Here is a 13,801-nt window from a genome sequence, read left to right on the forward strand (position 1 = left end):
TGCTCATCAACATCTGACATGGCCACGTAATGTCCCCGCGGTGGCGAGGAAGGCCCTCTCCACAACCCCCCGCGAGGAGTCACCATGCGTGCTCTTGCCCGAATATCTCCGCGTATGCACCGCCGTGTTCTCGGTACGGCGGTCATGGCCGGATCCCTGGCCCTCTTCCCGCTCTCCACCCCCACGGGCGTCGCCGCCGCCACGGCGCCGGTCGCCACGGTCACCGAGGAGTGCGCCGAGGGCTCGGACGCCTCCGCCGCCGCGCGTGAGATCCACCCCGGGGCCGCCGGGCACGCCCACGAGCCCAACGAGGTCACCGACGTCAAGGCCAAGGCCATGGACGCGGACCTGAAGAAGAGACTGGAGGCGGCGCGCGCCAACGGCAGCCGCATGAACGTCGCCGCCGCCACCACGATCCCGGTCTACTTCCACGTCATCCACGACGGTGAGACCGGCAAGCTCGACGCGACCGACATCAACGCCCAGATAGCCGTCCTCAACTCCGCCTTCGGCGGCCAGGGCACCGGGAACACCGCCTCCGGCTTCCAGTTCACGCTGGCCGGCACGGACTACACGAACAACGCGGCCTGGTACAACCTGAGCTCGGGCTCGGCCGAGGAGAAGGCCATGAAGTCCACCCTCCGCAAGGGCGGTGCCGGAGCGCTCAACTTCTACACGGCCAACCTCGGCGGCGGCCTCCTCGGCTGGGCCACCTTCCCGTCCTCGTACAAGTCCAGCCCCAGCATGGACGGTGTCGTCGTCCTCGACGCCTCCCTCCCGGGCGGCACGGCCACCAACTACGCCGAGGGTGACACCGCGACGCACGAGGTCGGCCACTGGATGGGGCTCTACCACACCTTCCAGGGAGGCTGTAACGGCAACGGCGACTACGTGACCGACACGCCCGCAGAGAAGAGCCCGGCCTACGAGTGCCCGACCGGACGCGACACGTGCGTCAACAAGACGGGCGCCGACCCGATCCACAACTTCATGGACTACACCTACGACGCCTGCATGTACCAGTTCACGGGTGGTCAGGTACAGAGGATGAAGGACCACTGGACGGCGTACCGGGCCGGCTGACTTCCCTCTAACCTGGCGCCATGAGTGCGCCGGGGGACGTGATCGACGGTCGGTTCGAGCTGCTGCAACGACTCGGCAGCGGCGGCATGGGCACGGTGTGGGGGGCACGCGACACCGTGCTCCACCGCGAGGTGGCCCTCAAGGAGGTGCGGTACGACGCGGCGGGGGCCGACACCGTACGGGAGCGGGTGCTGCGCGAGGCGCGCGCCCTGGCCCGGCTGAGCCACCCGCACGTGGTGACCGTCCACCACATCGTGGACGTACGGCCGCACCCGTGGATCGTGATGGAGCTGCTGCCCGGGACCTCCCTCCAGGACCGGCTCACCCAGGAGGGCCCGCTGTCTCCGGTGGAGACGGCCCGCATCGGCCGCCAGGTGCTGGCCGCGCTGCGGGCCGCACACGCGGCCGGGGTCCGGCACCGGGACGTCAAGCCGGCGAACGTCCTCCTGCGGGCGGACGGAAGCGCGGTCCTCACCGACTTCGGCATCGCCGCGCTCCAGGGCTCCACATCGCTGACGATGACGGGCGAGCTGGTCGGCTCGCCCGAGTACATGGCGCCCGAGAGGATCCGGGGCCTGGCCGACGACCCCGCCTCGGACCTGTGGTCCCTGGGTCTCGTCCTGTACGTGTGCGTGGAGGGCGTCAGTCCACTGCGCCGCGCCACGACGCTGGCCACCCTGGCGGCCGTCCTCGACGACCCGGTTCCCCCTCCCGTACGCTCCGGGCCCCTCGCGCCCGTCCTGGACGCCCTGCTCGTCCGGGACCCGGCCGCCCGCCCCGACACGGCCCGGCTGGACGCGATGCTGGCGCTCGCGGAGACCGGGGCGGCTCCCCCTCTCCGGTCGTCGCGGCCGACGGTGACCGCGCCGGCACGCCCGGCGCCGGCGCCCCCGCCCGTGTCCCCGCCCGCGCCTCCGCTCCCGGCCGCCGTCACACACCCCGACCGCCCGGCCCCGGGCCGTACCCCCGTGGTGATCGCCGCCGTCGCGGTGGCCGTGGCACTGGTCGCGACGACAGCCCTGGTCCTGGCCCTGCGCAACGGTCCGGCGACCTCCGCCGACGGCCCGAACGGCTCGGCGGCCCCTCCGACCGCCACGGCGCCTCCGACCTCGGTCCGACCGACCACGGTGACCCCCACCACGGTCCGGCCGACCACCACCAGGCCGACACAGGACGGTCCCACTCCGGAGAGCCCCACTCCTCCCCCGGCTCCCCCGCCCACCCCCTCCGACCCATTGGCCGACAGCTGGGTCGCCCAGCTCGCCTCCGTGTCCAAGTCCTCCGGCACCGGCGCCCGGGCACGCATGGCCGTGTCCCTCCGCGACCAGGGGCTCGACGAGGCCGACCACCTGGACAGCGACGCGTACGCCTCGCTGCGCCCCGGTTACTGGGTCTTCTACGTGCCGGGCTTCAACAGCGGTACGGAAGCCGCCCAATGGTGCCGGTCCCGGGGGCTGATCTCCAGGAACGACTGCCTCGGCCGCTACCTGAGCCACCGCGCCTCGGACTTCGGCTACCAGTGCGCCCCCGGCCCGAGTGCCGTCAGCGGCCGCTGCACCCGGCCCTGAGCCGCCGGCCGTCCGCTACCGGTCCGCCGGGCCCTCCAGGCCCTCCAGGAAGGACAGCGCGATCGCCCAGGTCCGCTCGGCGGCGTCCGCGTCGTAGTCGGGCAGATCGGGGTCGGTGTACAGGTGCCCGGCACCCGGGTAGCGGTAGACCTCGGTGTCCGCGCCCGCCCGCCGCATCTGCAGGTACCAGGCGTTCAGCCAGTCGTGCGGCTCGAACGCGTCCGGGTCGGCGACGTGCAGCTGTACCGGAAGCTCGTCCACCGAGGCGTTCGGCGCGATGTCCGAGGTGCCGTGCAACAGCAGCAGCCCACGCGCCTTCTCGTCACCGAGCGCCATGGTCTGCGCGATCGACGCGCCCAGCGAGAACCCCGCGTACACGAGCCCTTGCTCCGAGTAGGGAGCGGCGGCCATGACGGCCCGCTTGAGCAGCTCCTCCTTGCCGATCCCGTCCTTGATGGCCATGCCCTCTTCGATGGCGTCGGCCGTTTGACCTTCATACAGGTCGGGCACGTGCACGTGGTGCCCGGCGGCGCGCAGCCGGTCGGCTGCGGCGTGCACGGCCGGGCGCAGACCGTAGGCCGAGTGGAAGAGCATGATGTTCATCCGGCCATCCTGCCAGTTGGATACGGAGCCATGGAGAACGCACTGCGCCCGTTGACCGTCGTCGGTGGGGCGGTCGTGCTCACGCTGGTGGTCGGCTACCTCGCCGACTTCACGCTGCGCCGAGCCGACGCCCGGCACCACGAGACCCCGCTGTGGGGGCTGCTGCGGCGCTGCCGGCTGCCCCTCCAGTTCGTCCTGCTCGCCGCGCTGCTGCGCGGTTCGTACCGACAGACGAAGTGGGCGCTCATCGAGGACCACGAGGCCGGGATAGGCCAGGTACTGACCCTGGTACTGATCGGGGCCAGCGCCTGGCTGGTGGTGCGGATCGCCGCGGCCATAGTGGAGTCCAGCTACGCCCGGTACGCCTCCTCCACGCGCGACGCGGCCCGGGTACGCCGGGTCCGCACCCAGGTCACGCTGATCATGCGGATCGTCACCGCGGTCGTCGGCGTGGTGGCGGTCGCGGCGATGCTGCTGACGTTCCCCGACTTCCGCACGATCGGCACGTCGATGCTGGCCTCCGCGGGCATCATCGGCATCGTCGCCGGTGTCGCCGCGCAGTCCACCCTCGGGAACCTGTTCGCCGGCTTCCAGATCGCCTTCGGCGACATGGTCCGGATCGGCGACACGGTGGTGGTGGACGGCGAGTGGGGCGTGGTGGAGGAGGTCACGCTCACGTTCCTCGCCGTACGGACGTGGGACGAGCGCCGGATCACGATGCCGGTGTCGTATTTCACGAGCAAGCCGTTCGAGAACTGGTCGCGCGGCGGTGCCCAGATGACCGGCACGGTCTTCTTCCACCTGGACCACTCGGCGCCGGTGAGTCTGATGCGCGAGAAACTGAAGGACATCCTGGCGGACTGCCCCGCCTGGGACGGCCGCGACTGGTCGCTGGCCGTCACCGACACCACACCGAGCACCATCCAGGTGCGCGCGGTCGTCACGGCGAAGGACGCGGACGACATCTGGACGGTGCGGTGCGTGGTGCGGGAGCAGATGGTCGCCTGGCTGTGCGAGAAGCACGCGTACGCCCTTCCCCGCGTCACCACGTCCCCGGCGTCGCTGCCGCCGAACGGTCAGTGGCCCGAGCGCGGCAAGGCGTCCGGGCGCCCGCCCCGCGCGGCGGAGGTCCACAGCAACAACGCCGACAACTACCCCCTGGACGGCGAGGTCCCGGCCAAGGACGCCCCCCGCACGGGCCGCGGCTGACCTGCCCGGCCCACCGCGGGGCCCGTCGGCGTCACCTGAGGCTGCGGACGTCCAGGTGGCGCAGGACGCGGTCGACGACCTCCGGGTCGGCGCCGGGCTCGCTGCGGGCGGAGAGGACCTCGTGGCGGGCGGCTGACATCAGTTCCCGCTGGATGCGCTGCATGGCCTTGAACCGCTCCGCCCGCTTCGCGGACGCCGACCGCCGCTCCTCGTCCGCCAGGTCGGGACTGATCCGCACCCCCACGTCGAACGCGACGCGCTGGAGCCGTTCCTGGAGGTCCTCCGGCAGGTCCTCGACCTCCTGGATCTCCTTCAGGCGCCGTTTCGCCGCCCCGGCGGCCCGGACGGCGAGCTTCCGTTCCAGTTCCCGCTCGGCGTCCGTGTCGGCGCGTACGCCGAGCCTGCGCACCAGCCACGGCAGGGTGAGGCCCTGGACGACGAGGGTCGCCATGATGACGCAGAAGGCGATGAACACGATCTCGTCCCGCCCCGGGAACGGAGCACCGTCCTCCGTTCGCAGCGGGATCGCGAGCGCCAGCGCGACCGACGCCACGCCCCGCATGCCCGACCACCACATGACGACGGTCTCCCGCCAGCTCATGGGGATCTCCTCGTCGTAATCCCGCCGTGTATGGAGCCGTTTGGCGAGCCACGTGGCCGGCAGCAGCCACAGCAGCCGTACGCCGACGACGCAGGCGACGATGGCCGCGCCCCAGCCCAGCATCCGCAGTTCCCGCCCGTCGGCCGTGCCGAAGACGTTGTGCAGCTCCAGGCCGATGAGCCCGAAGGCGATGCCGGTGACGAGGGTGTCGACGATCTCCCAGAAGGTGCGGCCGGCGATACGGCCCATCACATCGTCGGCGTCGGTGGCGTGTTCGGCCAGGAACAGGGCGGTGACGAGGACGGCGAGGACGCCGGAGCCGTGCAGTTCCTCGGCGAGTACATAGGAGACGAAGGGCACCAGCAGGGTGAGCCCGGTCTGCAGGGTGGCGTCACCGAGCAGCCCCATCAGCTTGTCGGACAGCCAGCCCAGCGCGAAACCGACCACGATGGCGACGACGGCGGACAACACCAGTTCGCCCGCCGCCCCGGCCCAGGAGAACGTTCCGCCGACGGCCGCGCCGATCGCCACGTGGTACAGCACGATCGCCGTGACGTCGTTGAACAGCCCTTCGCCCTCCAGGATCGACACGAGCCGGCGCGGCAGCCCCAAGGAGCCCGCCACAGCGGTCGCGGCGACCGGATCGGGGGGTGCGACGAGCGCGCCGAGGGCGACGGCGGCGGCGATCGGCAGGCCCGGTACGACGGCGCTCGCCACGGCGGCGACGGCGGCCGTGGTGACGAAGACGAGCGCCACCGCCAGCAGGAAGATGGGGCGCTTGTTGGCCGCGAACTGGCGCCACGACGTCCGCTGCACGGTCGCGTACAGCAGAGGCGGCAGCACCAGCGGAAGGATGAACTCCGGCGGGATCTCCACGTTCGGTACGAAGGGCAGCAGGGCCAGCACCACGCCCGCGAGTGTCATCAGCACCGGGGCGGGCAGTCCCAGCCGCTCCCCGAGGGGAACGGTCAGTACCGCCCCGAGCAGCAGCACGAGCAGCAGAGCCAGCTGGTCCACGGTGCGCCCTCCGGCCGTTCACTCCACGACGATGATCAGGAGTGCAACCCTGCCACGGGCGTCACAGCACGCGGCGCATCGCCAGGTGCGCTATCCCCGCGTCCTGGAACTCCTCGCCGTACACCTCGTAGCCGAGCCGCTCGTAGAACCCGAGCGCCTGCGTCTGGGCGTGCAGGTCGACCGCCGTCAGCCCACGCGCGCGTGCCGCCTCCTCGATGGCCCGCACCAGGGCCACACCGACCCCGAGCCCCCGCGCGGCCTCGGCGACCGCGAGCCGGCCCAGCGAGCCCACGCCCTCGGCGCCGCCGGTCTTGCCGGCCGCGTCGGCCCCGTACAGCAGCCGGCCGGTCCCCAGGGCGGCCCCGTCCGCGCGACGGACGGCCAGCACATGGACGGCGGTCGCGTCGTACGTGTCGTACTCGATGTCCTCCGGTACGCCCTGCTCCAGGACGAAGACCTCATGGCGGACGGCGAAGCCCGCCTTCCGGTCGGCCTCGCTCACGGCCTCCCGTACGACGAACTCGCTCATGCGCTCTCCGCGGCGATCCTGTCCAGGGCGTTCTGGAGGTCGGCGGGGTAGGTGCTCTCGAACTCGACCCACCGGCCGTCCGCCGGGTGCTCGAAGCCGAGGCGCACCGCGTGCAGCCACTGCCGGGTCAGTCCGAGCCGCTTCGCCATCGTCGGATCGGCACCGTAGGTCAGGTCGCCGACGCACGGGTGGCGGTGGGCCGACATGTGGACGCGGATCTGATGGGTGCGGCCGGTCTCCAGCTTGATGTCGAGCAGGGAGGCCGCGCGGTACGCCTCGATCAGGTCGTAGTGGGTCACCGAGGGCTTGCCGTCGGCGGTCACGGCCCACTTGTAGTCGTGGTTCGGGTGGCGGCCGATGGGCGCGTCGATGGTCCCGCTCAGCGGGTCGGGGTGGCCCTGCACGAGCGCGTGATACCGCTTGTCGACCGTGCGGTCCCGGAACTGTGCCTTGAGCAGTGTGTACGCCCGCTCCGACTTGGCCACGGCCATGAGCCCGGAGGTACCGACGTCCAGGCGGTGCACGATGCCCTGCCGCTCGGCCGCGCCGGACGTCGAGATCCGGTACCCGGCCGCCGCGAGGCCACCGATCACGGTCGTGCCGGTCCAGCCGGGGCTCGGGTGCGCGGCCACGCCGACCGGCTTCACGATCACGACGATGTCGTCGTCGTCGTGGACGATCTCCATGCCCTCGACCGGTTCGGCGACGATCTGCACGGGCGCCGGGGCGCCGGGCATCTCGACCTCGAGCCACGCGCCCCCGCTCACCCGCTCGGACTTGCCGACGGCGGCGCCGTCGACGAGCACCTTCCCGGCGGCGGCCAGCTCAGCCGCCTTGGTCCGGGAAAACCCGAACATACGGGCGATTGCGGCGTCGACGCGCTCGCCTTCGAGGCCATCGGGAACGGGCAGCGTACGGATCTCGGGAATCGTGCTCACCCGTCGAGTATGCCTTGTCAGTCCTTGTGGACGGTCCCGTCCGGGTCCAGCCCCTTGAACGACAGGATCACAATGAGGAACCCGCCACACACGATCGCCGAGTCCGCGAGGTTGAACACCGCGAAGTGAGCGGGCGCGATGAAGTCGACGACCGCGCCCTCGAAGACGCCGGGCGAGCGGAAGATCCGGTCGGTGAGGTTGCCGAGCGCGCCACCGAGGAGCAGGCCCAGCGCGATCGCCCAGGGCAGGCTGTACAGCTTCCGCGCCAGCCGGATGATCACCACGATGACCGCTGCCGCGATGCAGGTGAAGATCACCGTGAACGCCTCGCCCATCCCGAAGGCCGCGCCCGGGTTGCGCACCGCCACGAACCTCAGCCAGTCGCCGATGACCTGGATCGGCTCGTGGTGCTCCAGCTTGGCCACCACGAGCATCTTGCTGCCGAGGTCCAGCAGGTAGGCCACCAGGGCCACGACGAACAGCGCCAGGATGCGGCGCCTGCCCCTGGGCCGCTCCAGCGGCGCCGCGGCCTCGTCGTCAACATCCGGCGTACCGATGGTCCGCTCCACCTCTGCCACGTGAGTCCCTCAACCTAGGTGCCTACTGTGCACGAGGGTACGGCACACACGTACGGGTTCAGCCTCGCCGTTCCTGCTTCTGTTTGTCCTCCACGCACAGGGTCGCGCGGGGGAACGCCTGCATGCGCGCCTTGCCGATGGGCTTGCCGCACACCTCGCACAGGCCGTACGTCCCGGCGTCGAGCCGCTGCAGGGCGTGCTGGGTCTGTTCCAGGGTGGCGCGGGCGTTGGCGGCGAGCGCCATCTCGTGCTCGCGGGTGATGTTCTTGGTGCCGGTGTCGGCCTCGTCGTGGCCGGCGCCGTCCCCGGAGTCGCGCATCAGCCCGGACAGGGCCTCCTCGGAGGCGGTGATCTCCGCCTGCAGGCGTGCCACCTCGCCCTCCAGCTCGGCCCGCGCCTCGGCGACCTCCTCGGCGCTCCAGGGTTCCTCCCCGGGCCGTACGGCGAGCTCCTCCGGTGCCGTCCCGGCGATGCCCCGGGCGGGGGGCACGGCCGAGGCGGCCGGCGCCGTGGTCACATCCGCGGTCTTCTTCGCTGCCACTGTCCTGGCTCCTGTCTGTTCCGCGGCCTCGGCCGCCCCCTCGGCCGCGGATGCGGCCTGTTCCGTGGCTTTCCCCGCCACGCGTTTCTTCCCCACCCGGCCCGTGGCGGCCTTCTTCTCACCGGCCGTCGGCGTACCGGCCGCCTTCCTACGAGACGCCGTCCTGCCGTCCACCGCCTCCTCGGCGCCGCCTTCCGTGGCCGGCGGCTCCTGCGACGGCACCTCCTCGCCCTTCGTCACGGCGGCCTTCCCCCGGGGCGCCGCCCCGGAAGCCTCCTTACGGGCCGCCTTCCTGGCCGGCGCCTTCCTTGCGGCCGTCTCCCCGCCACCGCTCCCGGCGGTCGCCTTCTTCCCCACCCGCTCGGCGGCCGACACCTTCCCGCCGCCGTCGCCGGTCGGCTCGGGCTCCTTGGCCGCCGTTCTGCCCGTGGTCGTCTTCGTGGCCGAGGCCGAGCTGGCCGGCACGGTCTCACCCGCCGTCTTCCTGGCCGTCGCCGGTGAACCGCTCTCCTTGCCGCCGGTGGCCTTCCTGCTCGCCGCCCGCTTGGCGGACGCGCCCTCGGTGGACGCCTCCGCGACGTGGCCGTCCTTCGTGGCCGCCTTCTTCGCCGTCGCCTTGGCGGCGGGCTTCCGTGCCGCCGGGCCCGCCCGCTCGGAGGCGGCACGGCCGGACGAGCGCTTGGGCGGTGTCGGTGCCGCGGCCTCCGCCGTCTCGGCGCGCCTGGCGGAGCGGTCCGCCTTCTTCGCGGCAGCGGCATCGCCCCGCGCCGTCACCGCCCCGCCCACGGCCTTCTTCGTGACCGTCTTGCGGGCCCGGGCCGACGACGCCGACGCCGTGCTCTTCTTCCCCGTCGTGTCCTTGGCCGCCGCGCCCGTGGCCGTGGCGGTGGATCTGCCGGACGCCGTCTTGTTCACGGCGGTCTTCTTCGCCACCATCTCGCGGCCCCTTCACATATTGTGATCTTGCTCGCGAATCGTGCTGGGACGATAAATCGACTCAAGCCCCGCGGCAACGGGGCACGCCGCCGGTACGGACGCCCCATGCCCGCGGCAAGGACAGCCTGCATCCGTTGTGCCCAGCTCCCCGCCCTGTAATCCGCCCCCATCCCCGCCTTGAGCCCGTCGAACCCTGTGTGGCCATTCGGGTCACTCCTCCACCGCCGCCCGCACACCCGTGAAACCGGTCGGCCGCTGTCCGCCCGGGCGCTTACACTGGGCGCAGCGAAAGGCTTGGATGGGGACGAGTAGCGTCGTACGCAGCCATGAGCGACCCGGGGACGGTGAGAGCCCGGGGGCGAGCCCGATGTGAAGCATCACCCCGGAGCCGCCGGAAGAACGCCCCTCGGGAGACCGCGGGGTCAGTAGAACCGGCATCGCGACCCCAATGAGGGGGCTCAGGACGCCAACGAGGCGCCCGGGGCCAAGGAGGGTGGTACCGCGGGAGCCGGCCGCAGCGCAGGCGCTCTCGTCCCTCCGACGGAACGAGGAACAGTCCGCCGGAGGATTCGATGTCGCAGTACCGCCAGGTACCCGCCCAGGTCGACCTGCCCGCGCTCGAGCACGCCGTGCTCGATTTCTGGCGCGAGGCCAAGGTCTTCCAGAAGTCCCTTGAGCAGTCCGAGGGCCGCCCCGAGTGGGTCTTCTACGAGGGCCCGCCCACCGCCAACGGCATGCCCGGCGCGCACCACATCGAGGCCCGCGTCTTCAAGGACGTCTTCCCCCGCTTCCGCACCATGCGCGGTTACCACGTCGCCCGTAAGGCCGGCTGGGACTGCCACGGCCTGCCGGTCGAGCTCGCCGTCGAGAAGGAGCTCGGGTTCTCTGGCAAGAAGGACATCGAGGCGTACGGCATCGCCGAGTTCAACGCCAAGTGCCGCGAGTCGGTGACCCGCCACACGGACGCGTTCGCCGAGCTGACGACCCGGATGGGCTACTGGGTCGACCTGGACGACGCGTACCGCACCATGGACCCCGAGTACGTGCAGTCGGTGTGGTGGTCCCTCAAGGAGATCTTCGACAAGGGCCTCCTGGTCCAGGACCACCGCGTCGCCCCCTGGTGCCCCCGCTGCGGCACCGGCCTGTCCGACCACGAGCTGGCCCAGGGGTACGAGACGGTCGTCGACCCCTCCGTCTTCGTCCGCTTCCCGCTGACCTCGGGCCCCCTCGCGGGCGAGGCCTCCCTCCTCGTCTGGACGACGACCCCCTGGACCCTCGTGTCCAACACCGCGGTCGCCGCCCACCCCGAGGTCACCTACGTCGTCGCGACCGACGGCGACGAGAAGCTCGTCGTCGCCGAGCCGCTCCTCGCCAAGGCCCTCGGCGAGGGCTGGGAGCCCACCGGGCGGACCTTCACCGGTGCCGAGATGGAGCGCTGGACCTACGAGCGCCCCTTCGCCCTGGTCGACTTCCCGGAGACGGCCCACTTCGTCGTCAACGCCGACTACGTCACGACCGAGGACGGCACGGGTCTGGTCCACCAGGCGCCCGCCTTCGGTGAGGAGGACCTCAAGGTGTGCCGCGCCTACGGCCTGCCCGTCGTGAACCCGGTCCGCCCCGACGGCACCTTCGAGGAGGACCTCGACCTCGTCGGCGGCCAGTTCTTCAAGAAGGCCGACGAGGCCCTCACGGCCGACCTCCAGGCCCGTGGACGGCTCTTCAAGCACATCGCGTACGAGCACAGCTACCCGCACTGCTGGCGCTGCCACACAGCGCTGCTCTACTACGCCCAGCCGTCCTGGTACATCCGTACGACCGCCGTCAAGGACCGGCTCCTGGAGGAGAACGAGAACACCAACTGGTTCCCGGACTCCGTCAAGCACGGCCGCTTCGGCGACTGGCTGAACAACAACATCGACTGGGCGCTCTCCCGCAACCGCTACTGGGGCACCCCGCTCCCCATCTGGCGCTGCGAGGAGAACCACCTCACGTGCGTCGGTTCGCTCGACGAGCTGACCGAGCTCACGGGCAGTGACCAGTCGTCGCTGGACCCGCACCGCCCGTACATCGACGACGTGACCTTCCCGTGCCCCACCTGCCGGGAGACGGCCACCCGCGTCCCCGAGGTCATCGACGCCTGGTACGACTCCGGCTCGATGCCGTTCGCCCAGTACGGCTACCCGTACAAGAACAAGGACCTCTTCGAGAAGCGCTACCCGGCGCAGTTCATCTCCGAGGCCATCGACCAGACCCGCGGCTGGTTCTACACGCTCATGGCCGTCGGCACGCTCGTCTTCGACAAGTCGTCGTACGAGAACGTGGTCTGCCTGGGCCACATCCTCGCCGAGGACGGCCGGAAGATGTCCAAGCACCTGGGCAACATCCTCCAGCCGATCCCCCTCATGGACCAGCACGGCGCGGACGCCGTGCGCTGGTTCATGGCCGCCGGCGGCTCCCCGTGGGCCGCGCGCCGGGTGGGCCACGGCACCATCCAGGAGGTCGTCCGCAAGACGCTCCTCACGTACTGGAACACGGTCGCCTTCCAGGCCCTGTACGCCCGGACCTCCGGCTGGGCCCCCACCGACGCCGACCCGGCCCCCGCCGACCGCCCGGTGCTGGACCGCTGGCTGCTCTCCGAGCTGCACGCGCTGACCGACCAGGTCACCCAGGCCATGGAGGCGTACGACACCCAGCGCGCCGGAAAGCTCCTGTCCGCCTTCGTGGACGACCTCTCCAACTGGTACGTACGCCGCTCCCGGCGCCGCTTCTGGCACGGCGACAAGGCGGCCCTGCGCACCCTGCACGACGTGATCGAGACGGTCACGCGCCTCATGGCGCCCCTCACCCCGTTCATCACCGAACGCGTGTGGCAGGACCTGGTCGTCCCGGTCACCCCCGGCGCGCCCGAGTCGGTCCACCTCACCACCTGGCCGGAGGCGGACCTCTCCGCCATCGACCCGGCCCTCTCCTCGCAGATGGCCCTCGTCCGCCGCCTGGTCGAGCTGGGCCGCGCCACGCGCGCGGAGTCGGGCGTGAAGACCCGCCAGCCGCTCTCCCGCGCCCTGGTGGCCGCCACCGGCTTCGAGGCCCTGTCGCCGGAGCTGCACGCCCAGATCACCGAGGAGCTCAACGTCACCTCCCTCGCCTCGCTCTCCGAGGTGGGCGGCTCGCTCGTCGACACGACCGCGAAGGCGAACTTCCGGGCCCTGGGCAAGCGCTTCGGCAAGGGCGTCCAGGACGTGGCCAAGGCGGTCGCCGCCGCCGACGCGGCCGCGCTCTCCCTCGCGCTGCGCAACGGCGAGGCGACCCTGGAGGTCAACGGCGAGACGATCACCCTGGCCCCTGACGAGGTGATCATCACGGAGACCCCCCGCGAGGGCTGGTCGGTCGCCTCCGACTCGGGCGCGACGGTCGCCCTGGACCTGGAGATCACCCCGGAGCTGCGGCGCGCGGGGCTGGCGCGTGACGCGATCCGTCTGATCCAGGAGGCCCGCAAGAACAGCGGCCTGGACGTCGCGGACCGTATCGCCCTGCGCTGGGAGTCCACCGACCCGGAGGTCGTCGCCGCCCTCGCGGAGCACGCCGAGCTGATCGCCGACGAGGTCCTGGCCACCGACTTCTCGGCCGCCGACGCGGACGCCACGTACGGCGAACCGTTCACCGACGAGGGCCTGTCCCTCACGTTCCGCCTCCGCAAGGCGTAACCGCACGTGAAGGGCCCGGCCACCTCGGTGGCCGGGCCCTTCGCGTGTTCCCCGCGGCCCGCGGACGGCGTCCGGCCTGGGCGGGGCCGTGCGGGGTCGCCCCCGCAGGGGTCGGCGGCTCCGACACGGCTCCCTCACGCGTAACCCAGGCCGCCGGCCCCGAGGAGGTGAGCCCGGAGGGGCCACGCCCCCACCCACCGGTGGAAGCCGCCCCGCCGGCGAACCGAGAACAGGCATCGCCCCGGTTGCGCCGTGGAAGAAGGCCCTGCGGCCAAGGCCAAGCGCACCCCGCCCGCCACACACCCCCCCCCCGCCCCACCGGCACCCCACCCCCGCCCCGCCACACCCCCGCGGCCCCCGCGCTCCCCCGCCCCCCCGCGCACGACAAAGGGCCGGGGGGGGGGGGGGGGGGGGGGGGGGGGGGGGGGGGCGGGGGGGTGGGGGGTGGGGGGGGGGGGGGGGGGGGGGGGGGGGGGGGGGGGGGGGGGGGGGGG

At 72.1% G+C, this 13,801-nt stretch carries 11 protein-coding genes; 5 read left to right on the plus strand and 6 right to left on the minus strand.

Going from position 1 to position 13,801, the window contains the following annotated elements; translation table 11 throughout:
* The first annotated feature begins 114 nt into the window (after nt 1–114).
* Together ACZ6C1_RS16920 and ACZ6C1_RS16925 are read left to right on the plus strand one after the other, a co-directional pair.
* Nucleotides 115–1,083, plus strand: a complete 969-nt coding sequence (locus ACZ6C1_RS16920; RefSeq protein WP_469241720.1) for a zinc metalloprotease — start codon at nt 115–117, stop codon at nt 1,081–1,083.
* A gap of 20 nt (nt 1,084–1,103) precedes the next feature.
* Nucleotides 1,104–2,651, plus strand: a complete 1,548-nt coding sequence (locus tag ACZ6C1_RS16925; protein ID WP_469241722.1) for a serine/threonine-protein kinase — start codon at nt 1,104–1,106, stop codon at nt 2,649–2,651.
* Nucleotides 2,652–2,666: 15 nt separating this feature from the next.
* Here ACZ6C1_RS16925 and ACZ6C1_RS16930 read toward each other — a convergent pair whose 3' ends face one another.
* Entirely contained in the window at nt 2,667–3,254 is a 588-nt protein-coding gene (locus ACZ6C1_RS16930) for a dienelactone hydrolase family protein (protein ID WP_469241723.1), read from the minus strand.
* Between the two features lie 30 nt (nt 3,255–3,284).
* On the opposite strand from ACZ6C1_RS16930, the gene ACZ6C1_RS16935 reads away from it, so the two are divergent.
* Entirely contained in the window at nt 3,285–4,463 is a 1,179-nt protein-coding gene (locus ACZ6C1_RS16935; RefSeq protein ID WP_469241725.1) for a mechanosensitive ion channel family protein, read from the plus strand.
* Between the two features lie 31 nt (nt 4,464–4,494).
* Here ACZ6C1_RS16935 and ACZ6C1_RS16940 read toward each other — a convergent pair whose 3' ends face one another.
* From ACZ6C1_RS16940 to ACZ6C1_RS16960, 5 genes are all read right to left on the minus strand, one after another.
* Nucleotides 4,495–6,081, minus strand: a complete 1,587-nt coding sequence (locus tag ACZ6C1_RS16940; RefSeq protein WP_469241727.1) for a Na+/H+ antiporter — start codon at nt 6,079–6,081, stop codon at nt 4,495–4,497.
* A gap of 61 nt (nt 6,082–6,142) precedes the next feature.
* A complete protein-coding gene (locus ACZ6C1_RS16945; protein ID WP_469241729.1) occupies nt 6,143–6,610 on the minus strand; it encodes a GNAT family N-acetyltransferase in 468 nt (155 codons plus the stop codon).
* Nucleotides 6,607–7,548 (minus strand): RluA family pseudouridine synthase, encoded by a 942-nt coding sequence (locus ACZ6C1_RS16950; protein ID WP_469241731.1) that lies wholly within the window; start codon nt 7,546–7,548, stop codon nt 6,607–6,609. The genes ACZ6C1_RS16945 and ACZ6C1_RS16950 overlap by 4 nt, the downstream gene beginning before the upstream one ends.
* 17 nt (nt 7,549–7,565) lie before the next feature.
* Nucleotides 7,566–8,126, minus strand: a complete 561-nt coding sequence (gene lspA, locus ACZ6C1_RS16955) for a signal peptidase II (protein WP_469241733.1) — start codon at nt 8,124–8,126, stop codon at nt 7,566–7,568.
* Between the two features lie 58 nt (nt 8,127–8,184).
* A complete protein-coding gene (locus ACZ6C1_RS16960) occupies nt 8,185–8,667 on the minus strand; it encodes a TraR/DksA family transcriptional regulator (RefSeq protein ID WP_469241735.1) in 483 nt (160 codons plus the stop codon).
* A gap of 64 nt (nt 8,668–8,731) precedes the next feature.
* Between ACZ6C1_RS16960 and ACZ6C1_RS16965 the strand changes: the two genes are divergently transcribed.
* Together ACZ6C1_RS16965 and ileS are read left to right on the plus strand one after the other, a co-directional pair.
* Nucleotides 8,732–9,628, plus strand: coding sequence for a hypothetical protein (locus ACZ6C1_RS16965; protein ID WP_469241737.1), 897 nt, complete (start codon nt 8,732–8,734; stop codon nt 9,626–9,628).
* A gap of 547 nt (nt 9,629–10,175) precedes the next feature.
* Nucleotides 10,176–13,307, plus strand: coding sequence for an isoleucine--tRNA ligase (gene ileS, locus ACZ6C1_RS16970; protein WP_469241738.1), 3,132 nt, complete (start codon nt 10,176–10,178; stop codon nt 13,305–13,307).
* Nucleotides 13,308–13,801: the final 494 nt, after the last annotated feature.

The sequence above is a fragment of the Streptomyces sp. NPDC041796 genome, assembly GCF_055590785.1.